The sequence below is a fragment of the Thalassobacillus devorans genome (assembly GCF_011761345.1).
Taxonomy (GTDB): Bacteria; Bacillota; Bacilli; order Bacillales; family Halobacillaceae; genus Thalassobacillus; species Thalassobacillus devorans.
Genome location: NZ_JAASRY010000010.1, coordinates 18,339 through 43,462 on the forward strand (window position 1 = coordinate 18,339; position 25,124 = coordinate 43,462).

Consider the following 25,124-nt stretch of genomic DNA (forward strand, 5'->3'; position numbering starts at 1 on the left):
TGCGTATGAAAAGAAGTGAACGACTGGTGGCAATGACCCACTATTTATTAGATCATCCGAGAGAATTAGTCTCCTTGCCGTTCTTTTCCGAGACGTATCAGGCGGCTAAATCTTCTATTAGTGAAGATTTGGGCATCATCAACCAGATGTTCCAAAAAGAAAGCATTGGTTATTTGCAGACGGTATCGGGAGCGGCAGGCGGCGTTAAATATATCCCACAATTTTCCAAAGCCTATAGTGAATCTTTTGTCAGCCGATTATGTGAACGGCTGGAAGACCCTGAACGGCTCCTTCCTGGAGGCTACTTATTCATGAGTGATTTGCTGGGTGACCCCCATACGGTCCGTGATATCGGGCGCCTGTTTGCTTCAGCCTTTGCCGATAAGGAAGTCGATGTCGTGATGACAGTGGCGACAAAGGGAATACCACTTGCTTACGCTGTAGCTTCTTATTTGAATGTTCCGGTCGTCATTGCACGTCGAGATCCCAAAGTGACGGAAGGGTCCACTGTAAGTATCAATTATGTTTCCGGATCCACCAAAAAAATCCAAACGATGGTGTTGACGAAGCGCAGCCTGAAGGAAAATTCGAGGGTATTGATCATCGATGATTTCATGAAGGCGGGAGGCACCATCGCAGGTATGCAGAACCTTTTAAAAGAATTTAACGCCGTTACAGCAGGTATCGGTGTCCTGGCTGAAGCGGAAGATGAAGACGAAGACCGTGTCGTAGAAGATTATTTATCCCTCGTCCAAATTTTGAATGTGGATGACCGTAATAAACAAATTAAGGTTGCAACTGGAAATTTATTAGATAAAATCACCTAATAAAATTTATTAGTATATAAATGGTTACAAGAAGCGGAACCCCTGTCATACCAATGGCTGAGGTTCCGCTTTTTCTATATTAAATACTATTAATTTCTTGTCAAACTTCAAACCGTGAAAAATTTTTATTAAATAAAGAAGGAATTTTTGCCGTTTTGTGGAATTTATGTAATAAGTTCTTTTTGGGAAAAGGTGGTGAATATTAATGGAAGTAACTGACGTTAGACTGCGACGCGTGAATACTGAAGGAAGAATGCGAGCAATTGCTTCTATTACTTTAGACCAGGAGTTTGTCGTACACGATATCCGTGTCATTGATGGCAACAATGGTCTATTCGTAGCTATGCCAAGTAAGCGCACGCCTGATGGTGAGTTCCGGGACATTGCACACCCGATCAACTCGAACACTCGTGGAAAAATTCAAGACGCTGTACTTGAAGAATACCACCGTGCTGGTGAAGCAGAAGTAGAGTATGAAGAAGCCGGCGCTTCGTAAGTGAATATCATGACAACAGGGGGGTCTAACTTCACAGGAGTTAGGCTTCTTTATTTTGTTTAAACAATACCCGGTTTCGACCGGGTTTTAACATGTCTTTTTTTGGTATCCCTCCCAGTTTATAATTATCGTCATTTCAAGTAGGGTATTGTTGAAATAACACTTGTTTTAAGATATGATTTTTATGGATAAATAGGATGGAGGGTTACTTCATGAGTAATAGATATGCCGTTGTGCTTGCGGCTGGTCAGGGTACAAGGATGAAGTCAAAACTGTATAAAGTTTTGCATCCTGTATGCGGCAAACCAATGGTACAGCATGTTGTAGATCAGTTGAACACTGTCGAGTTAAGCGAATTGATCACCGTGGTAGGGTTTGGAGCTGAGAAAGTTCAGGATCAATTAGGTGAAGACAGCCATTATGTCATCCAGGAAGAGCAGCTTGGAACCGGACATGCGGTGCTGCAGGCGGAAGGTATCCTGGCAGATAAAGAAGGCACCACGCTTGTTGTATGTGGGGATACGCCATTATTGACAGGAGAGACATTACAAGCATTGATCGATCATCATGATCAAGAAGGGGCACTTGCCACTATTTTGACTGCCCATGCTGACGATCCAACCGGATACGGACGTGTCATACGCGGGGCGACCGGCGAGGTCGAGCGCATTGTCGAACATAAAGATGCGAATAGTGAAGAAAAAGAAATCCAGGAAATCAACACGGGTACTTACTGCTTTGACAACCGTGCCTTGTTTGATGCCTTACAAAATGTTTCCAATGATAATGTGCAAGGAGAATACTACCTGCCGGACGTCATTGAAATTTTGAAAGATAAACAAGAAAAAGTCAGCGCTTATCAGACAGGTGATTTTTCAGAAACATTAGGTGTCAATGATCGTGTCGCTCTATCACAAGCAGAAAAAACGATGAAGCAGCGCATTAACGAACAGCATATGCGAAACGGAGTTACCTTGATTGATGTAGATCATACTTATATTGGCCCGGATGTGAACATCGGGCAGGATGTTGTCATTCATCCAGGCTGCGTCATTGATGGAAATACCGAAATTGAAGATGATTCTATCATCGGTCCTCATACCACGATAACAAATTCTCGTATTGGAGCAGGTTCCGTCATCAGGCAAAGTGTTGCTGCTGACAGTAATATTGGACAACGCGTACAAATTGGTCCGTTTGCCCATATACGTCCACAATCAGATCTCGGGGATGAAGTTAAAATTGGTAATTTTGTCGAAGTGAAAAAAGCGACATTCGGCAATAATAGTAAAGCTTCTCACTTGAGTTATATTGGTGATTCTGAGGTTGGTACCGGAGTGAATATCGGATGTGGGACGATTACCGTCAACTATGATGGTGCGAACAAGCATTTAACAAAGATTGAAGATGATGCCTTTATCGGGTGCAATTCCAATTTGATTGCTCCGGTTACAGTCGGAAAGGGTGCTTATGTAGCTGCTGGTTCAACTATCAATAAAGATGTACCGTCAGAGGCGCTTTCCATTGCACGTTCTCGTCAAACAAATAAAGAAGGATATGCTTCTAAAATGAAGCATTCCCAAAAAGGTTAACGGAGGGTATTTCAAATGGCAACTGGTTATAAGGATCCATCGTTGAAAGTTTTTTCTCTTAACTCCAATCCATCATTGGCGCAGGAAATTGCCGAAAATATTGGGACGGAATTAGGAAAATGTTCAGTGACGACATTCAGTGACGGGGAAATCCAAATCAATATTGAAGAGAGTATCCGAGGCTGCGATGTTTATGTCGTCCAATCTACTTGTGCTCCGGTAAATCAACACATTATGGAACTTCTAATTATGATTGATGCATTGAAACGGGCTTCGGCGCGTACGATCAATATCGTCATGCCATACTATGGTTATGCCCGCCAGGACCGGAAAGCACGCTCGCGTGAACCGATCACAGCTAAGCTTGTGGCGAACCTGCTGCAAACTGCCGGTGCGACACGTGTATTGATGCTTGACCTACATGCACCGCAGATTCAAGGATTTTTCGATGTCCCGATCGATCATCTGGTAGGAGTCCCGCTTCTATCGGAATACTTTGAGGAAAAGAATTTTGATGATGTGGTTATTGTATCCCCTGACCATGGCGGCGTCACACGTGCCAGGAAAATGGCCGATATTTTGAAAGCTCCGATTGCTATAATCGATAAACGCCGTCCGCGTCCGAATGTTGCCGAAGTGATGAACATCGTCGGTAATATTGAAGGCAAAACGGCTATCCTGATTGATGATATCATTGATACAGCAGGAACGATTACACTCGCGGCCAACGCCTTGAAAGAGAATGGTGCGAAAGAGGTATATGCATGCTGTACCCACCCGGTACTCTCCGGACCTGCAATTGAACGGATTGAAAATTCCCAAATCAAGGAACTTGTGGTCACTAACACGATTCCACTTGGTGAAGATAAGAAAATTGACAAAGTCACCGAACTATCGATTGCGCCATTGATCAGTGAAGCGATCATCCGTGTGCATGAGTTCAAATCCATCAGTATCTTGTTCGATTGATTTAATTAGAAAAACAGGTTTAGCTCAGACAGCGAAAGGGAAACATTACAGAATAGATGGTTTTTATTTCAATGGAGGGTGATTAACTTGGCAATTCAATTAAAAGCAAATCAAAGAAAAGATACGAAACAATCAGCAAACAGGGGGCTTCGTGAAGAAGGAAATGTCCCTGCAGTTGTATATGGTAAAGAAAAAGATCCAATCACCGTGTCTGTCAACAGCATCGAGTTGTTGAAAACTGTACGTGACGAGGGAAGGAACGCAATTATTTCTCTTGACGTGGAAGGCGGCAAAACAGTAGATGTTATGCTGCATGAATATCAAATCGATCCACTGAAGGACGAGCTGATTCACGCAGACTTCTATATTGTAGACATGGCACAGGAGATGGATGTTGAAGTACCTGTACGTCTCGACGGTGAATCGATTGGCTCAAAAGAAGGCGGAGTTCTGCAGCAGCCACTATACCACCTGCAAGTCCGTGCAAAGCCAAACAATATTCCAGAAGAAATTACAGTCGATGTATCTGAGCTTAATGTCGGCGACAGCCTCATGGTAAGCGACTTGAAGCAGGGCCGTAACTATGAAATTCTGGATGACGAAAATCAGACAATCGTTTCTGTTACTCCGCCAGAGGAAATGCCTGAAGAACCTGAAACAGATGATGAACAGGCAGAACCAGAATTAGTTGGAGCTGAAAACGAGAGCGATGAAAGTGAAGAAAAACAGGAAGACGATAAAGAGTAATACAGATGGAATAATGAGGGGGCGTGACATCGTGTTGCGCCCCTTTTATTTGACTTTAAGAAGGTTTAACGTGTTAGAGGATGAAAAAACATAGGAAGCAGGAAGCCTATCGGTTATAGACCCATGATGGAAGCTAAGTTTTTATTATCGTGGAGTTTGCTATAATAATATAGATACTTACAGGTAAAAGGAAGTTGAAAAGATGAAATGTATTGTGGGCTTAGGTAACCCGGGGAAGAAATATGAAAAAACGAGACATAATGTAGGCTTTATGGTCATCGATCAGTTGGCTGCTGACAACCATTGGAAATTAAATCAGGAAAAGTTCAAGAGCTTGTATACGATAGAGCATGTGAATGGGGAAAAGGTATTGCTGCTCAAACCCCAGACCTACATGAACCTCTCAGGAGAGGCGCTTCGTGCATTTGCTGATTATTATGATTTTGAAATAGATGACTTTCTCGTTATCTATGATGATTTGGATTTACCTCCAGGGAAGGTACGTCTGCGGCAAAAAGGTGGACATGGCGGACATAACGGAATCCGGAATATTATCGATCATTTTCATGACAAATCTTTTAAGCGGCTTCGGGTGGGAATCGGTCGTCCTTCAGTCCCGATGCCAGTCGTCGATTATGTGCTTGGCAGTTTCGATAAAGATCAGCAGGAACCTGTGCAGGACAGCATCCATAAAGCAGCGAAAGCATGTGAAGCATGGATAGAACGTCCTTTCCAGGAAGTCATGAATGAATATAATCAATGATGAGGTCTGGAAGGAAATAAAAGGGACAGGTATGTCTTTAAACAGGCAGTCATAAAATGTAAGAATCGTATAATTGGAGTAAAAGACGGTCAAACTAAGCACAATTGCTCTAAATAGGAGGGTTGTGTGATGTCAATCATCTATGTTTGCCGTCATTGTAGTAATACTGTGGGGAAATTAGAACAAGAAATAGCAGATGAGAATATGCTCGGTATTAATCATTTGACGGAACAGGAGCGTGAAGAAATGCTTGAATTCCATCAAAATGGAGACCTGCGCATAAAAACAATTTGCGATAATTGCCAGGAGGCACTTGATCAAAATCCCCAATATCATGAATTAGACTTTTTTATACAATAAACCATCGTGCACCAGAGAAATAAGGATGCCGAATGGTGAGAATGATGATAGTGGAGGAATCATTTATGCAAGGATTAAAGAAATATTTGCATGACCAAGATGATATCCATTCGATTGCATCAGGGTTTACCACCGGCATGCAAGAACAGATGGTATCGGGATTATCCGGGTCCGCTCGCAGCGCACTCGTCTCTATCGTTAATGAGTCATTGGAACGGCCGGTTTTACTAGTTACCCATCAACTGGTACAGGCGCAGCAATTATATGAAGATCTACAGGAAATCACGGAATCCGAACGCGTACAGTTATATCCGGTCAATGAATTGATTGCTTCTGAGATTGCGATTGCAAGCCCGGAATTGAAAAGCCAGCGGATAGAATCGCTGAATCAGTGGATGAATCAAGGGTCCGGGATATTGATTACACCAGTTTCAGCGTTGAAGCGGGTATTGCCTCCTAAAAGCTATTGGGAACGGTACCGTCTTCCTTTTAAAGTCGGTGAAGATATTGACGTTGACCGCTACCTTGCCAGATTGGTTGATATGGGGTATGAACGAACAGGAATGGTTGCCTCACCGGGGGAGTTCAGTATTCGTGGAGGAATTATCGACCTTTACCCGTTGACTGCTGAATTTCCTTACCGAATCGAACTTTTTGATACGGAAGTAGATTCGATCCGGACCTTTGATTCCGAAACCCAACGCTCCAAAGAAAAACTGGAGGAGGTCATGATCGCTCCAGCGACGGAATTATTAATAACTGAAGAAGATTTCACCCGAGCCTCTCATCGCCTAGGAGAGGCCTTAAGTCATTCCCTGAAAAAGCTGACGAAAGCAGAGGCGAAAACAAGACTGAGTGAAGTCATTGAACACGACCTGGAGCGTTTGGAACAGCAAGAACGTTTCCAGGAGATGTATAAATATATTGGTTTCTATTACGAAGAGCCAGCCAATTTACTAGATTACCTGCCGGAAAACGGAATTGTGGTCATGGATGAAATGAGCCGGATTCAGGAAACGGCGCAACGGCTTGATCAGGAAGAGGCAGAATGGTATCAGAGTCTGCTTGAGGCCAATCAAATCGTACGAGATCTTTCCATTTCTTATGATTGGCATGATGTGTGGTCGAAAATCAAACATCCACGATTATATTTGTCGGTATTTTTACGGCATATACCCAACACCCAGCCGGAGAATGTCGTCAATATTTCCTGTCGTCAAATGCAGCAGTTCCATGGCCAGATGAATTTATTGAAAAACGAAATGGAACGCTGGGAAAAGCAGCACTTTTCCGTCATGATTATCGTGCCTAACGAAGAACGGGCGACAAAGGTGCAGTCAGTGCTCGATGATTATGGTATGGAAGCTGTCATCAGCAAAGAGGATGTCACACTTCCGCTTTCGAAACCCACGATTATCCATGGAAATATCAGTAGTGGCTTCGAACTGCCTATGCACAAATTGGCTGTCATCACAGAAAATGAGATGTTCAAGAAGAAAACATCAAAGCCGAAGCGTAAACAGAAATTGTCCAATGCAGAACGGATTAAGAACTACCAGGAACTGAAAGTGGGAGACTATGTCGTCCATGCCAACCATGGGATTGGTAAATACCTTGGGGTAGAAACATTGACCATGAATGGTGTCCACAAAGACTTCCTGCTCGTTAAATACTCCGGAAACGATAAGCTGTTCGTACCAATTGAACAAATTGATCTGATTCAGAAGTATGTCGGTTCAGAAGGGAAAGAACCAAAAATATACAAACTCGGCGGCAGTGAATGGGGTAAAGTCAAACGCAAAGTACAGTCCTCTGTTGAGGACATTGCGGATGATTTAATCAAGCTCTATGCCGAGCGGGAAGCTTCTAAAGGCCATGCTTTTCAGGGAGACACAGAAATGCAGCGGGAATTCGAGGCCTCATTCCCTTATCAGGAAACCCAGGATCAGCTGCAATGTATTGAAGAAATCAAGGCGGATATGGAAAGAATAAGGCCGATGGACCGGCTTCTTTGTGGTGACGTTGGTTATGGAAAAACCGAGGTCGCAATCCGCGCCGCTTTTAAAGCAGTTGCAGAAGGAAAGCAGGTTGCAATTCTTGTACCGACGACTATCCTGGCACAGCAGCATTATGAAACCATTATGGAACGTTTTCAGGAATTCCCGATCAATATCGGGCTATTAAGCCGTTTCCGTACAAAAAAACAGCAAAAAGAAACAACCGATCAAATGAAAAAAGGGCTGGTAGATATAGTGATCGGCACCCATCGTCTCTTATCGAAAGATGCCCAGTTTAAAGATCTCGGTCTATTGATTGTCGATGAAGAACAGCGGTTCGGTGTCAAACATAAAGAAAAGATCAAACAACTGAAAACCAATGTCGATGTTTTGACATTGACAGCCACGCCAATTCCAAGAACATTGCATATGTCCATGCTTGGAGTCCGGGACTTGTCAGTGATCGAGACACCCCCAGAAAACCGATTCCCTATTCAGACGTACGTACTGGAATATAATCCTGTCTTCATGCGGGAAGCTATTGAACGGGAAATGGCGAGAGGCGGGCAGGTGTTTTTCCTATTCAACCGGGTTGAGAATATCGAACGGATGGCAGAGGAGATCTCAGCGCTGGTACCTGAGGCCAGGGTCACCGCTGCTCACGGTCAAATGAACGAGACTACGTTAGAGAATGTCATGTTTTCCTTTTTAGAAGGAGAGTTTGATGTCCTGGTCAGCACAACGATTATTGAAACTGGTGTAGATATTCCAAATGTAAACACATTGATCGTCTATGACGCAGACAAAATGGGACTCAGCCAGCTCTATCAATTGCGTGGACGTGTTGGAAGATCAAATCGCGTCGCTTATGCCTACTTTACGTACCAACGGGACAAAGTGCTGACGGAAGTAGCTGAAAAACGACTGCAGGCGATCAAAGAGTTCACTGAACTTGGTTCCGGTTTCAAAATTGCCATGCGGGACCTTTCCATTCGCGGGGCAGGTAATCTTCTTGGTGCACAGCAGCATGGTTTTATCGACTCTGTCGGCTTTGATATGTATTCTCAAATGTTAAAGGATGCGATTGAAGCGAAGAGGCAGGGGAAAGAGCCAGAAGAAATACAGCCGTTCCAGGTGGAGCTGGATCTTCAGATCGATGCCTACCTGCCTGATACGTATATTTCAGATGAAAAGCAAAAAATCGATATTTATAAGCAGTTCCAGGCGATAGAAAATGTCGAGGATATCCATGATTTGCGAGATGAAATTATCGACCGTTTTGGAGATTATCCAGATGAAGTAGAAAACCTCTTTCTGGCTTCTTCCATGAAGATGCATGCCAAACAATCAGGTATTGAATCGATATCCGAGAAAAAGCAGAAGATTGAATTGCTGATGGAAGTCGAATCCAGTCAGAACATCGATGGTGCTAAGTTATTCGAACTTGCAAACAGCTATGGCAGAATTGTGCAATTAGGAACAGAAGACCAGAAACTGAAGGTCACTTTCCAATGGGATAGAAAGTCATACATTCGCCGTTATGAAGTAGTAGACGAATTCCTTCAAAGACTCCCGGATATGAAAAGAGAAGTCTCCACAGCTTAAACGGGAAATAGGAGTGCCATCACCCTTTTATTGGAGAGAATCAGAAGATGAATGATAAAAGTCGGTTATTATAAAAAAATTAAGGGAGCAAGGAAACGACAAGGCTCCTGCGGAAAAACGGACATGACAAGACCACGCAACGAAGTGAGGAGGCTTGACCGTACGTCCGCGGAAAGCGAGTCGTTTCCTTGCTCCATTTTTCTATTCATGGCAACCGATTCGTTAATTTCTGTTTTTTTATCCCTGTTTCTTACCATAAATCCATTGTTTAGGTGAATAGGTTTTTATTGTTGATTCATACTATAGTCATCAACTGTATTTTTGTTGTATCTTATCACCAAAAATATTAAGACTAATCATCAAGGAAAGTGAGGCTTCTCAGCTATGAAAGCAACAGGAATTGTACGTCGCATTGATGATTTAGGAAGAGTGGTTATTCCTAAAGAAATACGCAGAACGTTGAGAATACGTGAAGGTGATCCTTTAGAGATCTTCGTTGACAGAGAGGGTGAAGTCATACTTAAAAAGTATTCCCCGATCAGTGAATTAGGAGACTTTGCGAAGGAATATGCGGATGCCTTATTCGATTCTTTAGGGCAGCCGGTATTAATTTGTGACAGAGATGAATTTATCGCCGTAGCTGGTGGATCGAAAAAGGATTATTTGAACAAGCATATTGGAGCAAAGATTGAACAAGCCATTGATAACCGTTCGGTAGTGACCGAAAAGAACTCTAGTCAGATCGAATTGGTGCAAGGCCGTGAAGAGGAATTGGCATCCTACGTTATCGGACCGATTATCGCGCAGGGCGATCCGATCGGTTGTGTGGTCATCTATTCGAAAGAAGGCCCGGCACTTGGAGACGTAGAAGCTAAGTCTGTAGAAACGGCTGCAAGCTTTCTTGCCCGCCAGATGGAATAGAGTTTTAAAGATCTTATCTATACTTTAAGGAAGAAGACGATGACGTTTGCTATCAGGAATTTGCGGCAGGTTACGTTGTACTAATAAGTAGTGGAAGAGCTGTATGACCATAAAGGTGTCATACGGCTTTTTAATACTTTAAAAAGGATATAATTCTTTGTAAGGATTTATATACCTGTTGGCAGGAATCGGATGAATGATGAAAATCATGCACCTGTGCTATAATGAGTGGAAGTATGATGGAAAGGCGTACCAACATGAATGACAAGATTGAAACCAAAGATTTTTTCAAAGGTGCTTTCATCCTCACATTAGCGGGGATTTTCAGCAAAATATTAAGTGCAGGTTACCGGATTCCGATTCAAAATATAACAGGGGATCTGGGCTTTTATATATATCAGCAAATCTACCCCTTCCTTGGAGTAGCAATCATGCTATCGTTGTACGGCTTTCCTGTGGCTGTATCGAAATTGGCAGCGGATTTCAGAGATAAACAAAAAGAGCTGGCACTACGCTCCTTTTTCATCCCTGTATTCGTCATCATATTTTCTTTAAGTGCTGTTGTGTTTTTAATATTGTTTACTCAAGCAGGCATGATTGCAGAGTGGATGGGGGATAAAAGATTAAGCTCACCTATTAGAGCAAGCGCGTTAGTTTTTCTTGTCTTACCATTCACCTCGGTGATGAGGGGGGCATTTCAAGGAAGTAACGATATGCAGCCGACGGCTGTATCTCAAATTGTAGAACAGCTGGTGCGCGTGAGTATTATTATTACTATAGCGGTTGCCTTAGTTGGTAAAGAAGATTATTATGCCATTGGTACAGGGGCAGCAGCAGCTTCGGTGGCTGGTTCTATAGCTGCTGCCATTTTTCTCGGTATGCTTGCTTGGAAAAGAAGATCACGCGAGCACTATGTACATAGAGAGCATTCCTATCGCTATTTTTTAAAGACCATCCTTATCCATGGTTTATTTATTAGCATAAACTATATGTTTTTATTATTGATTCAAATGGCTGATGCCTTTACATTGGTTCCTGGATTGGAAGGTTTTGGGCTGGATTCTTATGAGGCCAGGGTGTCCAAAGGGGTGTTCGATCGGGGGCAGCCGTTGATTCAGCTGGGGGCAGTGTTAGGGTCTTCTCTGGCTCTCGCCTTAATTCCGACGATCACGAAACAACGGCTGGAGCGGGAACCAGACAAATTTCATGAGCACTTACAGTCAGCTTTGAAAATGAGCTTGTTATTAGCAGCTGGTGCAACCGCCGGCCTGATCATAATTTTTCCTTATGTTAATGAATTGCTTTACCAGAACTCCAATGGGACATCCTATTTACGTATATTAATGATTGTTGTTTTATTCAGTTCCTTGGCAATCACCACGTCTTCGGTTCTTCAGGGGGTCGATGTTGTCTTTCAGACAGCGGGTGTCATTTTGGCAGGAACCGTATTGAAATGGGCGGGGAACGAGATATTAGTCCCCGTGTTTGGATTGTCTGGTGCTGCCTGGGCATCGGTTGTGGCGGCTGCTCTAGTATTAATCTGGAATTTGAAGCTGATGAGAAGAAGGTTCCGACCGTCTGCCTGGCGCAGCCTTCCATTTATAAAAATTCTGACTGCTTTAGTAGTAATGGCAATATTTTTGATGTTAGCGATTATCGTCGAAACCTATCTGCTGTTACTGGAATCCCGGTTCGGGTTACTAATCTTCACGCTTTCGGTTTCTGGACTAGGGGGGATCATTTATTTTATCACTTTCACCTTAGTCAAAGGATTCACTGATAAAGAAATGGAACAAATCCCGGCCGTGGGAGCGATTTTCAACTGGTTTTCAAGGAGGAAACATAAGCATGCACACCATTGAAGTGATCGGACTGGGAGCTGGGGATATCAACCAGCTTCCTCTGGGGATTTATAAGAAATTGACCAATCAATCCCGTGAAATTTATCTTAGAACGGCAGAGCATCCTGTTGTAGCTGAATTGGAAAAGGAAGGGTTGACCTTTAGACCCTTTGATAACATCTATGAGAAGCATGAACAGTTTGAAGAAGTTTATAAAGAAATCGTCAACCAGCTTGTATTGGCTGCCTCCAAAAAGTCCATCACTTATGCTGTACCTGGACATCCGATGGTGGCGGAACGTACGGTTCAGCTCCTCCTCGAAAAAGAAGAGCGCGGAGAAGTAAAAGTAGAGGTGGCTGGAGGGCAGAGCTATCTTGATGATGTATATACAGCCCTCAAAATCGATCCTGTCGAAGGGATGCAGTTCATCGATGCCACTTCCTTCGATCGTTCGCAGCTGCAATACTTAGGGCATATCATTTTTACCCAGGTATATGATGGTATGATCGCATCAGAAGTGAAACTGGCCCTGTTAGAGGATTTGAATCCGGAACACCCCGTTACGATTGTCACGGCAGCGGGTAGTGAACAAGAAAGAGTCATTACGGTAGCATTAGAAGATTTGGACCGTTCTGTGGAGTTGAATAATCTTACCAGTGTTTATCTTGCTCCGGTAACGCAAGGTTCCTTGAACCACCAGTTTTTCCGGTTGCGTGAAGTGATTCGTGAACTGCGTGGGCCGGATGGCTGCCCATGGGATAAAAAGCAGACCCATGAATCTCTACGCAAGTATTTGATTGAAGAAGCATATGAATTTATCGATGCGGTCAACAAACTGGATGATGACTCGATGGTGGAAGAGCTTGGAGATGTGCTTCTGCAAGTGATGCTGCATAGTCAAATTGGAGAAGATGAAGGATTTTTCACCATCGATGACGTAATATTATCGATAACGGAAAAAATGATCCGCAGACATCCGCATGTTTTTGGAGATATATCAGTAAACTCATCTGAAGAGGTAATTACGAATTGGGATGAAATAAAAAAGCAGGAGAAAGGTGTCCAGCCGGAGTCCTTGCTGGACCAGGTACCTGATAGCTTCCCTTCCTTACTGCAGGCAGAAGATATTCAGAAGCGGGCGGCCAAGGTAGGATTTGACTGGAAAGAAGCAGAGCCAGTCTGGAGTAAAGTAGAAGAAGAATGGCAGGAGTTTAAAGAGGCGCAGCTAGCTGGTGATGCAAGGGAAATGGAAAAAGAGCTCGGTGACCTGCTATTTTCCATCACTAATCTGGCCCGTCATTATAAAATCAATGCAGAAAGCGCCCTGCAAGGGACGAATGAAAAGTTCCGTGACCGTTTTCGTTATATAGAGCGAAAAGCTTCTGCGCAAGGAGTGGCACTGAAGGATTTGTCGCTGGATGAAATGGAGTCATGGTGGGTGGAAGCCAAAAAACGATAAAAAAAGGAGATAGTGACTTATGCGTTTGGATAAGTTTCTCAAAATTTCCCGTTTGATCAAACGAAGGACGTTAGCGAAAGAAGTAGCCGATCAAGGGCGGATTACCGTCAATGGCAACCAGGCTAAAGCAGCCACGAATATTCAAGTCGGGGATGAACTGGTCATCCAATTTGGTCAAAAAGTATTGACGCTTGAAATTAAAGCGCTGCGTGAAAATGTTAAAAAAGATGAAGCTTCATCTCTATACGAGATTGTAAAAGAAGAAGCAGTGCAACAGTCATAATGCAGAACCACCTCAACGGATGAGGTGGTTCTTTTGCATATGTATGTCCACTTCCGCGGGTTCTATTTTTTCTTTTCTCTTCATAGGTTGTACTAAGTGAAGGGGGATCAGAGCATGGAATATTATGAAAAGAATGCTAATAATATGCGTGGACAAGCCGAGCACCATGTGAGAATGATGAATAGAAAGAATCTCGAAATTACAGGGGTAAAAGAAGTGGACAGCTTTGATAACGAAGAGTTTTTGCTGCAGACCAGTCTTGGATATTTAGTGATACGCGGGGAAAACCTGCAAATGAAAAACCTCGATGTTGAACAGGGGGTTGTATCAATCAAGGGTAAGGTGTTTGAAATGACTTACTTGGATGAACACCATGCGGAGAAGGCTAAAGGGTTCTTTAGCAAGCTGTTTAAATGACTCTGACTACCCAGTTTCTCGCAATGGCTGCTATGATATTAGGCGGAATATATCTGGGTGCCGCCATGGATACATTAAAACGTTTCAAACATTTGTACCGTAAACGAACGCTGATGAACTATACCATTGTCATCAGCTTTTGGCTTTTACAAGCATTTATTCTCTTTTTTCTGTTATATCAAGTCAATTATGGTGAGCTGCGTTTTTATATATTCCTATCCGTATTCTGTGGTTATGCAGCTTATCGCGCGTTGTTTCAGGGCATTTACACGCGGATGCTTGAGCGATTGATTCGCATTATTAAAGCCTTGGTCCGTTTTTTTCTCAGATGCTTCAATCTATTTATTGTAAAGCCGATAAAATGGTTATGGAAGGTAGCCACTGCTATCATCATATGGGTTTCGACATTGCTGTTAGCGGGTAGTATATTCGTGCTGCGCGTGCTATGGTGGCCGCTTCGATTGGTTGCCCGCCTGCTGTGGAAAATGTTCCCGGAAAATATGAAAAAATACTTACACACGCTGGCAGGATTTTACGTTACAATAAAGAATAGAATACTAAAGCTGTTAAATTTATGGAAACGATAAGGAGGCAGAGTAGATGGCCGAAAAACAAGTCACACGAATAGAATCGAACTACATGAAACAGTATGATACATACGTAGAACGACAACATAGAAAGAAAAAGCGTCTGTTTCGTAGGCTGGCACTATTTACCATCCTGGTCCTGGTTGTCATGGGATCTATGCTGACTTATCATTTTAAACAACAAGCGATGTATAATGAAAAGCTGGAACGTATGGAAGAGCTCCAGGAACAAAAGGTGGCGCTTGAAAATCAGGAAAAGAACTTAAAAGAAGAAATCGAATTATTGAATAATGAAGAATACGTCCTTCAAATTGCCAGGACGAATTACTTCTTTTCAAAAGAAGGCGAGATTATCTTCAAACTTCCGGAAGAAGACCCATCTTATTGACACACTTTTCATTGCTTATATATAATAGTAAAGAAGGATATTTATCGAAATTTTAAGGAGGAGCATTTTTTTTATGTCAATCGAAGTAGGCAGCAAGCTGCAGGGTAAGGTAACTGGTATCACTAATTTTGGAGCATTCGTGGAACTTCCCGATGGGCAGACTGGTTTAGTCCATATTAGTGAGGTTGCCGACAACTATGTCAAGGATATTAATGATCACTTAAGCGAAGGCGACAAAGTGGAAGTGAAAGTCATTAATGTCGGTAAAGACGGAAAAATCGGCCTTTCCATTAAGAAAGCGAAAGAGAACTATGGTCGTCGTAATAATAAGCCGCAGAATCGTAAGCCGGTAGAAACATTCGAACAAAAGATGAATCGCTTTATGAAAGATAGTGATGAGCGTCTGGCTTCATTGAAGAAGCACACGGAATCGAAACGCGGAGGTCGAGGTGCTAAAAAAGGCTAACTTGCTGCCTATATGAATATATAATGCACGTGCCAAAAAACGGGCTTGCCAGAAATGGCAGCCCGTTTTTAGTATAGAAAAATATTATTCTTCCAATAAAAAAGCTGAGGCAGCTTCATTATATGCTGCCTCAGCGGAACTAGATTGTTATGGATGACCCGTACGGGATTCGAACCCGTGTTACCGCCGTGAAAGGGCGGTGTCTTAACCACTTGACCAACGGGCCTTGTCGTTTGGTTATGTAACCTTGTAAAAATAAATGGTAGCGGCGGAGGGGATCGAACCCCCGACCTCACGGGTATGAACCGTACGCTCTCGCCAGCTGAGCTACACCGCCATGAATTGTTTCATTCAAAGTCACAAGCAATATATTACAACATGATAGATTAAGTGTCAACAGAATTTCTATTTTCGGATTAGTCTGTCAATTTTTGAAAATGATAGAAACGGTACAGTTACAGGGATTATCCCCTTCCTTGCTCTAAATGGGGGGCGAATAAACGACGACTAATTTGTAGAAGGGTACTTTTCAGCAAGGAAATCAGTCGAACTTTTTGTTACTGCTCTCTTCTTGTTTTGACAAATTACATGATAGATATGTGATTTAATAGAGCAACAAGAAGGAGTGGTGAAGATGTTGGGGACATTAACGAGAAAGGGTTCACAGACTATTGGGATGGAAAAAGCACGACTCAGCAAGCTGAAGAAGAAAGCGGAGAGTAGAGCGAAGTACTTGTTGATCGACAAAGGCTGGTTGCTGATGATCATCGCTTTGCTTCTGGGCAGAGCGGTCATCTTATCTTCCATTTCGCCCTTTGTCATCGCGTTGATCGCATCGGTGTGGTGGCTTAGAAGAGATCGTGTTCCAGCTGTCGTCCTATTTGCTGTCATCGGGGCATCTACTTATGGCTGGCTGCAGACGGGTTTTGTGTTTACAGCGATGCTGACGTTCTTGTTACTTGCCTTCATTGTACATACATGGAAAGAACATCAGAAGCTGTTACCGTTGATGGCGTTCTTAGCTTGTGTCCTTCCAAGATCGGTCGCATTCACCTTACTGGATGCATGGCAACCATATGAAGCGCTGCTTATGGCTGCTGAAGGCGTACTAAGCGCAATGCTTGTCCTGATATTTATGCAGAGTGTTCCACTATTATCACCTAAAAGGTATAAAGCGACCTTAAAAAATGAAGAAATCGTCTGTATGATCATTTTGCTCGCCTCTGTATTGACAGGAACGATCGGCTGGCAGATCCAGGATGTCTCGTTAGAACAAATATTCTCCAGATACCTGGTCTTATTCCTGGCTTTCATTGGCGGCGCGGCTATCGGATCGACAGTCGGGGTCGTGACCGGACTAGTATTGAGTCTTGCCAATGTCGCGAATCTCTATCAAATGAGTTTACTAGCTTTTTCCGGTCTGCTTGGAGGATTGCTTAAAGAGGGTAAGAAAACCGGTGTCAGCGTTGGTTTGATTGTTGGTACTTTATTGATCGGTATATATGGGGGAACTGTATCAACATTATCACCGTCGCTTATGGAGACTGGTTTGGCCATTATACTTTTTGCTTTGACGCCGGAAGGCTGGATTCGAAAATTGGCCCGATATATCCCAGGCACCCAGGAGCATTCTCAGGAACAGGAACAATATTTACAAAAAGTTCGCGATGTGACTGCTGTGCGTGTGGAAAAATTTTCTGATGTGTTTCGCGCCCTATCCAAAAGCTTTCATTTCTATGACGATCAGACAGACACAGAGGAACACCAGCGGGAAAAAGATTACTTTTTAAGCCATGTTACGGAAAAAACATGCCAATCCTGTTTTAAAAAGGAGCGATGCTGGGCAAAACAATTCGATCAAACGTACAATATCATGACCGATTTGATGACGGATCTTGAGGGAGGGGACGAGCCGAGCAGACTGATTCGCAAGAATGTCGACCAATACTGTGTCAAACCCCAAAAGCTCATCGATACGATGAAACAGGAGCTTTCTTTTTACCAGGCAAATCAGCAGTTGAAAAAACAAGTGCTGGAAAGCAGGAGGTTTGTTGCTGACCAGTTGCGCGGTGTTTCAGAAGTGATGGAAGATTTTGCAAAAGAAATTACCAAGGAAAGGGAGAACCATGAAGTCCAGGAGCAGGAGATCACCTATGCTATCAATCAATTAGGGTTAGAAATTGAAACATTGGATATTTATACCCTCGATGCCGGTAATATCGATATCGACCTTACTTTCTATGTGCGAAATTATCATGGAGAAGGTCCAAAACTGATTGCGCCGCTGCTTTCAGATATATTGGATGAGACGATTATTGTGACAAAAGAAAATATCGCGCCATTTCCAAACGGTTACTGTGAGCTGTCCTTCCAGTCAGCCAAGCGATATATCATGGAAACAGGTGTAGCGCATGCTGCTAAGGATGGCGGGTTTATTTCTGGGGACAGCTATTCCACGATGGAGTTAGGCGCGGGGAAGTATGCCCTTGCGATCAGCGATGGGATGGGTAACGGCATCCGTGCTCATGAGGAAAGTATGGAGACATTGCGACTCTTGCAGCAGATACTACAGTCAGGCATCCAGGAACAGGTGGCCATCAAGTCGATCAATTCGATACTCTCGCTGCGAACAACAGACGAAATTTTTTCTACCCTGGATCTGGCTGTCGTAGATTTACAGGACGCCACATCAAAATTTATAAAAATCGGCAGCACTCCGAGTTATATAAAGCGCGGAGCGCAAATGATGAAGATAGAATCAAGCAACCTTCCGATCGGCATCATCAAGGATGTCGACGTTGAAATAGTTAGTGAGCAGTTAGCACCCGGAGATCTATTAATTATGATGAGTGACGGAATATTAGAAGGACCGAAGCATATAGAGAATATGGAAGCATGGCTGAAGCGGAAAATAAGAGAGATGGAGACCAATGACCCGCAAGCTGTAGCGGATTTGATTTTGGAAGAAGTGATCCGTACACGCGGTGCCATTGAAGATGATATGACCGTCCTTGTTGCAAGACTGGACCATAACCATCCACAGTGGAAAGCAATTCCCTATAAACGTAAGGAGGCCTGATTATTACTTTTGGACAGGTATAAACCCCTCGATGTTCGGCGATGATGATGGTAAGGAACTGAAGGGGTGATCCAATGAAAAAAGGTACACTGAAGCAGATTTTGTTATTGACCGATGGATGTTCGAATCAGGGGGAAGATCCGGTTGCCATTGCTGCGCTGGCTAATGATCAGGGTATCACGGTGAATGTCATCGGGATTCTTGATGATGATCAAAGTGAGCAGCCGGAAGGGCTGGAAGAAGTTGAAGCGATTGCCATGTCTGGCGGAGGCGTAAGTCAAATCGTCTATCAAAAAGCACTTTCTCAAACCGTGCAAATGGTCACCAAACAGGCAATGACACAAACGTTACAGGGGGTTGTCAATCAGGAGCTGAAGCAGATCCTCGGAGAAAAGCAGACATTTGAGGAGCTGCCGCCGGACAAACGCGGCGAAGTGATGGAAGTGGTGGAGGACCTGGGGGAGACGTGTGATCTGGAGGTGCTTGTGCTTGTGGACACCAGCGCCAGCATGACTCCGAAGCTTTCTACCGTCAAGGAGGCTCTATTTGACTTGTCATTAAGTTTGAATGCAAGGTCTGGGAACAATCGCTTCAGCATCTTCTGTTTCCCAAATAAAATGAAGCCGATTCACAAATTAATGGATTGGACCCCTGAATTAGATGGTATCTCTAAAGTTTTTCCTAAGCTGGCAAGCGGAGGTATCACACCTACCGGGCCTGCGCTTAAAGAAGCGATGTACCAGTTCGGCAAAAAAAGCTTGTTTGGGAGTATGAAACATGCAAGTGAACCATACGAAGAAACTGGTTACTAACTTAAAACGAGGGACCATTATCCGGGGGAAATGGAACGGTACGCAATATCAGGTAATTCAAAAGCTGGGGGAAGGCGCATGCGGCATCGTCTATTTATGTGAGCGGAATGGCGTTTATACAGCGCTTAAAATTGGTACAGACAGTTCTAGGATCATTACGGAAGTGAATGTTCTAAAAACTTTTCAAAAGGTCCAGGGGAAGCGCCTTGGGCCTTCTTTGTTGGACGTGGATGACTGGGTGACTCCGGCTGGTGTGACATACCCTTACTATGTTATGGAATATCTGAAAGGCCAGGAACTCGCGAGCTTTTTACATGGCAGGGGAAAAGAATGGCTGGGGGTCATGATGCTGCAATTATTGAGTGATTTGGAGGAATTGCATGAACAAGGGTGGGTGTTCGGTGATTTGAAGACAGATAACCTGCTTGTCACATCGCCTCCACCTAAATTGCGGCTGATCGATGTGGGTGGCACCACTAAAATAGGGCGTGCTATTAAAGAATATACGGAATTCTATGACCGGGGATATTGGCAAGGTGGATCACGTAAAGCTGACCCTGCCTATGATTTATTTGCATTGACGATGGTCATGATGGAAGTCGCCCACGGGAGACGTTTTGAGAGAGGTGCGAATCCACAGCAAACACTAGAAAAGAAATTGCAGCAGCTTGAACTTCTCAAGCCATATCGCCGGCTTATTAAGAAAGCGTGGCACGGGGAGTACTCCTCTAGCTATGAAATGAAAAAAGAGTTATCTTCTATATTAAATGGTCCATCCAAATATAAGATGATGGAAAACAGGCATACGAGGGTCTCGAGAAGAAAAGAAGCCCGGAAAACGTCATTCGCCGCGGCAGAGCTGGGAGTGATATTTTTGTCTCTCCTCCTTTTCTATTTTCTCTTTTCTATAATTGCCTGGTAGAACTGCTATGTTTTGCAGTAGCAAGGCTACAAATGATAGGATAATGGTGTTCAGTATTGATCAAATACTAATACTACTTGAGGTGGAAGTAACATGAAAACGGCCGTCGATGCATTCATCGAGCGAAATCGATTGTTAGAACAAGGACAGACAGTACTGATTGCTGTTTCCGGCGGACCGGATTCTATGGCACTTCTGCATTATTTCAAAACGATACGAGAGCCATGGGGGCTCTCTTTGATTGCTGCTTCTGTCGATCATGGCCTGCGTGGAGCAGCTTCCATCGAGGACTTAACGTATGTGAAAGAAGTATGTAAACAATGGAATATCGATTTTGTGGGAACCTCCGTGGATGTTCCTACGTATAAGAAACAGTACAACCTGAATACACAAGAAGCAGCCCGGATTTTACGTTATCAATTTTTCCAGGAACAAATGAACAAGAAACGAGCGGGAATTCTTGCGCTTGGCCACCATGGGGATGATCAGGCAGAAACGATGCTGATGCGTCTTGTCAGAGGGACTACTCCGGGAGGGCTCACTGGAATCCCCGTGAAGAGAGACTTTGCAGGCGGGAAGATTATACGTCCGTTTTTAGGGGTAACCAAAGAGGAGATATTGGCTTATTGTAAAGAGTATCATATCCACCCGAGGGAAGATCTTTCGAATAAAGATACGAAATATACGAGAAACTACTTTCGGCATAAGATTCTCCCGCTTATGAAGGCAGAAAACCCGAAGTTGAATGAGCATTTATGGAAGCTGAGCCAGGATTTGAAAGAGGATGAGGAATACCTGCAACAGCAGGCGGAGAAACTGTTGGAAAAGGTGGCGGTTTTTGAAAAGGATAAGAAGAATATTTCTTTTTCCGTTTCTGAATTTAATACCTATCCGATAGCTTTACAAAGAAGGGCCTTTCATCTAATATTAAACTATCTTTATGATGGAAACTCTGAGGATTTTTCTTATATACATGAGCAGCAATTCTTTGATTTTTTGACACGGGATATAGCCAATGGCAAGCTGGACTGGCCTGGTGGCTTATGGTTGCAGCGTAATTATGGAAAAATCACTTTTCATTTTAACAGTTCATACAAGCCCGCCTCTTACAGGAGCGAGCTTGGGATCGGTGATACATACCGCTTGCCTGACGGTTCGGAACTTTCTGTCAAGCTGACGACTTGCAAGAACAAGGAAGACAAGTGCACGCTCACTTGTGATGTGACTCACGTAGAGCTTCCTTTGATTGTACGGACTCGACGCCCGGGAGATCGAATGACATGGAAAGGCTTGAATGGCTCAAGAAAAATCAAAGATATATTCATTGATCAGAAGGTTCCTAAAGAAGCGAGGGATAGTTGGCCTTTAATAACGGATCAGAATGGAAAAATATTATGGTTGGTCGGTTTGAAGAAAAGTACGGTATGCAGTGGAGGAACATCGGGAGAGTGGCTGGAAATAAATTATTCACAGCCAAAGGAAGACAGGTAGGAGGAGCGAACTATGCATAACGAAATTAAAGAGGTTCTGATTTCAGAAGAAGAGATCCAGGCAAAGTGCAAAGAAATCGGTGATCAGCTGACAGAAGAATATGAAGGAAGATTCCCGCTGGCTATTGGCGTATTAAAAGGGGCCATGCCATTTATGGGGGATTTGCTGAAACGGATAGAAACCCATTTGGAAATGGATTTCATGGATGTTTCCAGCTATGATGGCATGCGTTCTTCTGGTGAAGTGAAAATTGAAAAAGACTTGAACACCCAGGTGGAAGGACGAGATCTTTTAATTATTGAGGACATCATTGATAGTGGCTTGACTTTGAGCTACCTGGTAGACCTGTTCAAATACCGGAAAGCGAAATCCATCAAAATCGTTACATTACTGGATAAGCCTACCGGCCGTACTTCCCATATTAAAGCTGATGTTGTCGGTTTTGAAGTGCCGGATGAATTCGTTGTTGGCTACGGGTTGGACTATGATGAAAAATATCGTAATCTTCCCTATATCGGTGTGCTTAAGCCGGAAGTTTATGGTGGGTAAAAATGATGGTACATGAAACACAAAATGTTCACATATTGTTTAAGGGTAATTAGTTGTGCTGGTACTTTTTAGTATGATACTATTTAATATAGTTTTTGTTGATTGGGAGGAGGTAGGCAATGAACCGAATATTTCGTAACACAATATTTTATTTACTTATCTTCCTCGTAGTAATCGGCGTAGTCGGTCTATTTAGAGGACAAGGTGAACCACAGCAAACGCTGACTGTTAACGAGTTCAATGAATACTTGAACAGCGGTCAGATCGAAGAAATGACGATTCAACCTGTCAATGGAGTGTATCAAGTTCAAGGGACGCTTACAGGCGGCGGCGGTGAAGAGGGTGATAATTCCTTCACAGCTAAAATTCCTGCGAATGATCAAATGATTACAAATGTAACGGATACCGCTCAGGAACAAAGTATCCTGAAGGTGGAAGAAGAGGAACAGCCTAGTGCCTGGGTTTCTTTCCTGACAACCATGATTCCGTTCATCATTATATTCATTTTATTCTTCTTCCTGTTGAACCAGGCACAAGGCGGCGGAAGTCGTGTCATGAATTTCGGGAAGAGTAAAGCGAAACAGTATACTGAAGAGAAGAAAAAGGTCCGTTTCAAAGATGTGGCCGGTGCTGATGAAGAGAAGCAGGAGCTGGTAGAGGTCGTAGACTTCTTGAAAGATCCTCGCAAGTTCTCTGCAGTTGGCGCACGTATTCCGAAAGGTGTCCTGCTAGTCGGACCACCGGGTACAGGTAAAACCTTGCTTGCCCGTGCTGTTGCCGGAGAAGCAGGTGTTCCATTCTTCTCTATCAGTGGTTCGGATTTCGTTGAAATGTTTGTCGGTGTTGGTGCATCACGTGTCCGTGACTTGTTTGAAAATGCGAAAAAGAATGCTCCGTGTATCATCTTCATTGATGAGATCGATGCGGTCGGTCGTCAGCGTGGAGCAGGTCTTGGCGGCGGTCACGATGAGCGTGAACAAACCTTGAACCAGCTATTAGTAGAAATGGATGGTTTCGGTGTCAATGAAGGGATCATCATCATTGCAGCGACCAACCGTCCGGATATTTTAGACCCGGCATTACTACGTCCTGGTCGTTTTGACCGTCAAATCACGGTCGATCGTCCAGATGTTAAAGGAAGACAAGAAGTTCTTGCGGTTCATGCTAAAGATAAACCATTAGGTAAAGATGTCGATTTGAAGACGATAGCTATGCGTACACCTGGTTTCTCAGGTGCAGACCTGGAGAACCTGTTGAACGAAGCGGCACTTGTAGCTGCCCGTGCTGATAAAGACTCGATTGATATGGAAGATGTCGATGAAGCCATCGACCGTGTCATTGCTGGTCCAGCGAAGAAGAGCAGGGTCATCTCTAAGAAAGAGCGCAATATCGTTGCTTATCATGAAAGTGGCCATACCATCATCGGCATGGTATTGGATGATGCGGACATGGTACACAAGGTTACCATCGTGCCACGTGGCCAGGCTGGCGGATATGCTGTCATGCTTCCACGTGAAGACCGTTACTTCATGACTAAACCGGAACTGTTTGATAAAATTACCGGCTTGCTCGGTGGACGTGTAGCGGAAGAAGTCATTTTCGGTGAAGTAAGTACAGGCGCCCACAATGACTTCCAGCGTGCTACCAGCATTGCTCGTAAGATGGTTACCGAGTATGGCATGAGTGAGAAGTTGGGTCCATTGCAATTCGGTTCTAACTCTGGCGGACAGGTATTCCTTGGCCGTGACATCCAGAATGAACAGAATTACAGTGATCAAATCGCCTATGATATCGATAAAGAAACACAAAACTTTATCAACTACTGTTATGACCGTGCCAAGACGATTTTGACAGAAAATCGTGATAAGTTAGAGCTTGTCGCTTCTACATTGCTGGAAATCGAAACGTTGGATGCGACGGAAATCAAATCCCTTTTCGAAAAAGGCCGCCTTCCTACACAGGAAGAAATAGAAGAATTGGCACAAGAAAGAGAGAAAGCGAGAAAAAAGGAAAAAGCTGATAAAGACGCTACTTCCGATGTCCGTGTCAACGTCCAATCGAAAGAGGATGAAATCAAAACGGACAACAAGCCTACGGGTCCAGAAGAAGGTCCAACCGTAGATAATAAGGAAACAGAAGAAGAAAATGATTCTGAACGTAAAGAATAAATACAAAAAGTCACGCTGCCCAGTGCAGCGTGACTTTTTTCTTGTCTCCAGCTCCAGCGCCTACCCCCTCGAGGTCTTAAGTCAAGCCTCTCTGTGACCAAAAACGTCACGGCGAGGCTTGGCTTAAGCTTGTCGGAGGCCTGCAGGACAAGGAATGCTTCTTAGAAAGACATCGCACGAAGAAAAAGTGGTTTTCTTTTTCGAGGACGCAGGTCAGTTCGACGTTGGCACACTAGAACTACTTCTACGAAAGTACATCGCAGAAAAAGACAAGGTCTTTTTTGAGGACGTGCCGTTTTTAGTCGAACGTCATTACTAGCAAGGCGCTTGCGCTTTTGTACTTGAAATGACTTTTAAGCCTTTGGCCTTGCTTTGACTCGGCAGG

22 protein-coding genes and 2 tRNA genes are annotated in these 25,124 nt (G+C 43.7%); 22 read left to right on the forward strand and 2 right to left on the reverse strand.

Annotated features, from left to right (window positions below; translation table 11 throughout):
- Positions 1-5: 5 nt before the first annotated feature.
- The 16 genes from purR (at position 6) to FHS45_RS19540 (ending at position 15,718) form a co-directional block, all read left to right on the forward strand.
- Positions 6-827, forward strand: coding sequence for a pur operon repressor (gene purR / locus FHS45_RS19465; RefSeq protein WP_062438452.1), 822 nt, complete (start codon positions 6-8; stop codon positions 825-827).
- 205 nt (positions 828-1,032) lie between these two features.
- Positions 1,033-1,323: a septation regulator SpoVG gene (spoVG, locus tag FHS45_RS19470; protein WP_028781775.1), complete on the forward strand. Its 291-nt coding sequence runs from the start codon at positions 1,033-1,035 to the stop codon at positions 1,321-1,323.
- Positions 1,324-1,535: 212 nt separating this feature from the next.
- A complete protein-coding gene (gene glmU / locus FHS45_RS19475; protein ID WP_062438456.1) occupies positions 1,536-2,915 on the forward strand; it encodes a bifunctional UDP-N-acetylglucosamine diphosphorylase/glucosamine-1-phosphate N-acetyltransferase GlmU in 1,380 nt (459 codons plus the stop codon).
- Positions 2,916-2,930: 15 nt separating this feature from the next.
- Positions 2,931-3,884 (forward strand): ribose-phosphate diphosphokinase, encoded by a 954-nt coding sequence (locus FHS45_RS19480; RefSeq protein WP_062438459.1) that lies wholly within the window; start codon positions 2,931-2,933, stop codon positions 3,882-3,884.
- 87 nt (positions 3,885-3,971) lie between these two features.
- Entirely contained in the window at positions 3,972-4,631 is a 660-nt protein-coding gene (locus FHS45_RS19485; protein ID WP_062438460.1) for a 50S ribosomal protein L25/general stress protein Ctc, read from the forward strand.
- Positions 4,632-4,833: 202 nt separating this feature from the next.
- On the forward strand, positions 4,834-5,394 hold the full coding sequence (gene pth / locus FHS45_RS19490; RefSeq protein ID WP_062438463.1) for an aminoacyl-tRNA hydrolase: 561 nt from the start codon (positions 4,834-4,836) through the stop codon (positions 5,392-5,394).
- A gap of 129 nt (positions 5,395-5,523) precedes the next feature.
- A complete protein-coding gene (gene fin, locus FHS45_RS19495; RefSeq protein WP_062438466.1) occupies positions 5,524-5,754 on the forward strand; it encodes an anti-sigma-F factor Fin in 231 nt (76 codons plus the stop codon).
- Positions 5,755-5,819: 65 nt separating this feature from the next.
- Positions 5,820-9,356 carry a transcription-repair coupling factor gene (gene mfd, locus FHS45_RS19500; RefSeq protein ID WP_062438469.1) on the forward strand — a complete coding sequence of 1,179 codons (3,537 nt, stop codon included), beginning with the start codon at positions 5,820-5,822 and terminating at the stop codon, positions 9,354-9,356.
- 384 nt (positions 9,357-9,740) lie between these two features.
- Entirely contained in the window at positions 9,741-10,277 is a 537-nt protein-coding gene (gene spoVT / locus FHS45_RS19505; protein ID WP_062438472.1) for a stage V sporulation protein T, read from the forward strand.
- 257 nt (positions 10,278-10,534) lie between these two features.
- On the forward strand, positions 10,535-12,139 hold the full coding sequence (locus tag FHS45_RS19510; protein ID WP_166761442.1) for a putative polysaccharide biosynthesis protein: 1,605 nt from the start codon (positions 10,535-10,537) through the stop codon (positions 12,137-12,139).
- Positions 12,126-13,577, forward strand: a complete 1,452-nt coding sequence (gene yabN / locus FHS45_RS19515; RefSeq protein ID WP_062438477.1) for a bifunctional methyltransferase/pyrophosphohydrolase YabN — start codon at positions 12,126-12,128, stop codon at positions 13,575-13,577. Before FHS45_RS19510 ends, yabN begins: the two co-directional genes overlap by 14 nt.
- Before the next feature lie 19 nt (positions 13,578-13,596).
- On the forward strand, positions 13,597-13,860 hold the full coding sequence (locus FHS45_RS19520) for an RNA-binding S4 domain-containing protein (RefSeq protein ID WP_062438480.1): 264 nt from the start codon (positions 13,597-13,599) through the stop codon (positions 13,858-13,860).
- A gap of 114 nt (positions 13,861-13,974) precedes the next feature.
- The gene (yabP, locus tag FHS45_RS19525) at positions 13,975-14,277 is read left to right on the forward strand and encodes a sporulation protein YabP (RefSeq protein WP_062438483.1); all 303 of its coding nucleotides are present in this window, start codon (positions 13,975-13,977) and stop codon (positions 14,275-14,277) included.
- Positions 14,274-14,864, forward strand: a complete 591-nt coding sequence (gene yabQ, locus FHS45_RS19530) for a spore cortex biosynthesis protein YabQ (RefSeq protein WP_062438485.1) — start codon at positions 14,274-14,276, stop codon at positions 14,862-14,864. The genes yabP and yabQ overlap by 4 nt, the downstream gene beginning before the upstream one ends.
- Positions 14,865-14,877: 13 nt before the next feature.
- Positions 14,878-15,252, forward strand: coding sequence for an FtsB family cell division protein (locus FHS45_RS19535; protein WP_062438488.1), 375 nt, complete (start codon positions 14,878-14,880; stop codon positions 15,250-15,252).
- Between the two features lie 73 nt (positions 15,253-15,325).
- Positions 15,326-15,718 (forward strand): S1 domain-containing RNA-binding protein, encoded by a 393-nt coding sequence (locus FHS45_RS19540; RefSeq protein WP_062438490.1) that lies wholly within the window; start codon positions 15,326-15,328, stop codon positions 15,716-15,718.
- A gap of 154 nt (positions 15,719-15,872) precedes the next feature.
- Here the strand turns inward: FHS45_RS19540 and FHS45_RS19545 are convergent.
- Positions 15,873-15,944: transfer RNA gene (locus tag FHS45_RS19545), tRNA-Glu, on the reverse strand.
- 34 nt (positions 15,945-15,978) lie between these two features.
- A tRNA-Met gene (locus FHS45_RS19550) sits at positions 15,979-16,055 on the reverse strand.
- Between the two features lie 297 nt (positions 16,056-16,352).
- Here FHS45_RS19550 and spoIIE point away from each other — a divergent pair.
- From spoIIE to ftsH, 6 genes are all read left to right on the forward strand, one after another.
- Complete coding sequence (spoIIE, locus tag FHS45_RS19555; RefSeq protein ID WP_062438494.1) at positions 16,353-18,797, forward strand: stage II sporulation protein E; 2,445 nt, start codon at positions 16,353-16,355, stop codon at positions 18,795-18,797.
- Between the two features lie 74 nt (positions 18,798-18,871).
- Positions 18,872-19,609 carry a vWA domain-containing protein gene (locus tag FHS45_RS19560; protein ID WP_062438496.1) on the forward strand — a complete coding sequence of 246 codons (738 nt, stop codon included), beginning with the start codon at positions 18,872-18,874 and terminating at the stop codon, positions 19,607-19,609.
- Positions 19,575-20,531 carry a serine/threonine protein kinase gene (locus FHS45_RS19565; RefSeq protein WP_062438498.1) on the forward strand — a complete coding sequence of 319 codons (957 nt, stop codon included), beginning with the start codon at positions 19,575-19,577 and terminating at the stop codon, positions 20,529-20,531. Before FHS45_RS19560 ends, FHS45_RS19565 begins: the two co-directional genes overlap by 35 nt.
- A 93-nt stretch (positions 20,532-20,624) precedes the next feature.
- Positions 20,625-22,022 carry a tRNA lysidine(34) synthetase TilS gene (gene tilS / locus FHS45_RS19570; protein ID WP_062438501.1) on the forward strand — a complete coding sequence of 466 codons (1,398 nt, stop codon included), beginning with the start codon at positions 20,625-20,627 and terminating at the stop codon, positions 22,020-22,022.
- A 12-nt stretch (positions 22,023-22,034) separates the two neighbouring features.
- A complete protein-coding gene (gene hpt, locus FHS45_RS19575; RefSeq protein ID WP_062438504.1) occupies positions 22,035-22,571 on the forward strand; it encodes a hypoxanthine phosphoribosyltransferase in 537 nt (178 codons plus the stop codon).
- 119 nt (positions 22,572-22,690) lie between these two features.
- Positions 22,691-24,739, forward strand: coding sequence for an ATP-dependent zinc metalloprotease FtsH (gene ftsH / locus FHS45_RS19580; protein WP_062438507.1), 2,049 nt, complete (start codon positions 22,691-22,693; stop codon positions 24,737-24,739).
- Positions 24,740-25,124 lie beyond the last annotated feature (385 nt).

Excerpts from the sequence above, each read along its gene's own strand:
- spoVG (WP_028781775.1), top strand. The coding sequence starts at position 1,033 with ATGGAAGTAACTGACGTTAGACTGCGACGCGTGAATACTGAAGGAAGA.
- ftsH (WP_062438507.1), top strand. The coding sequence starts at position 22,691 with ATGAACCGAATATTTCGTAACACAATATTTTATTTACTTATCTTCCTC.
- spoIIE (WP_062438494.1), top strand. The coding sequence starts at position 16,353 with ATGTTGGGGACATTAACGAGAAAGGGTTCACAGACTATTGGGATGGAA.
- FHS45_RS19540 (WP_062438490.1), top strand. The coding sequence starts at position 15,326 with ATGTCAATCGAAGTAGGCAGCAAGCTGCAGGGTAAGGTAACTGGTATC.
- FHS45_RS19510 (WP_166761442.1), top strand. The coding sequence starts at position 10,535 with ATGAATGACAAGATTGAAACCAAAGATTTTTTCAAAGGTGCTTTCATC.
- FHS45_RS19480 (WP_062438459.1), top strand. The coding sequence starts at position 2,931 with ATGGCAACTGGTTATAAGGATCCATCGTTGAAAGTTTTTTCTCTTAAC.
- mfd (WP_062438469.1), top strand. The coding sequence starts at position 5,820 with ATGCAAGGATTAAAGAAATATTTGCATGACCAAGATGATATCCATTCG.
- pth (WP_062438463.1), top strand. The coding sequence starts at position 4,834 with ATGAAATGTATTGTGGGCTTAGGTAACCCGGGGAAGAAATATGAAAAA.
- yabP (WP_062438483.1), top strand. The coding sequence starts at position 13,975 with ATGGAATATTATGAAAAGAATGCTAATAATATGCGTGGACAAGCCGAG.
- FHS45_RS19520 (WP_062438480.1), top strand. The coding sequence starts at position 13,597 with ATGCGTTTGGATAAGTTTCTCAAAATTTCCCGTTTGATCAAACGAAGG.
- FHS45_RS19565 (WP_062438498.1), top strand. The coding sequence starts at position 19,575 with ATGCAAGTGAACCATACGAAGAAACTGGTTACTAACTTAAAACGAGGG.
- glmU (WP_062438456.1), top strand. The coding sequence starts at position 1,536 with ATGAGTAATAGATATGCCGTTGTGCTTGCGGCTGGTCAGGGTACAAGG.
- FHS45_RS19560 (WP_062438496.1), top strand. The coding sequence starts at position 18,872 with ATGAAAAAAGGTACACTGAAGCAGATTTTGTTATTGACCGATGGATGT.
- purR (WP_062438452.1), top strand. The coding sequence starts at position 6 with ATGAAAAGAAGTGAACGACTGGTGGCAATGACCCACTATTTATTAGAT.
- FHS45_RS19535 (WP_062438488.1), top strand. The coding sequence starts at position 14,878 with ATGGCCGAAAAACAAGTCACACGAATAGAATCGAACTACATGAAACAG.
- spoVT (WP_062438472.1), top strand. The coding sequence starts at position 9,741 with ATGAAAGCAACAGGAATTGTACGTCGCATTGATGATTTAGGAAGAGTG.
- yabQ (WP_062438485.1), top strand. The coding sequence starts at position 14,274 with ATGACTCTGACTACCCAGTTTCTCGCAATGGCTGCTATGATATTAGGC.
- yabN (WP_062438477.1), top strand. The coding sequence starts at position 12,126 with ATGCACACCATTGAAGTGATCGGACTGGGAGCTGGGGATATCAACCAG.
- tilS (WP_062438501.1), top strand. The coding sequence starts at position 20,625 with ATGAAAACGGCCGTCGATGCATTCATCGAGCGAAATCGATTGTTAGAA.
- hpt (WP_062438504.1), top strand. The coding sequence starts at position 22,035 with ATGCATAACGAAATTAAAGAGGTTCTGATTTCAGAAGAAGAGATCCAG.
- fin (WP_062438466.1), top strand. The coding sequence starts at position 5,524 with ATGTCAATCATCTATGTTTGCCGTCATTGTAGTAATACTGTGGGGAAA.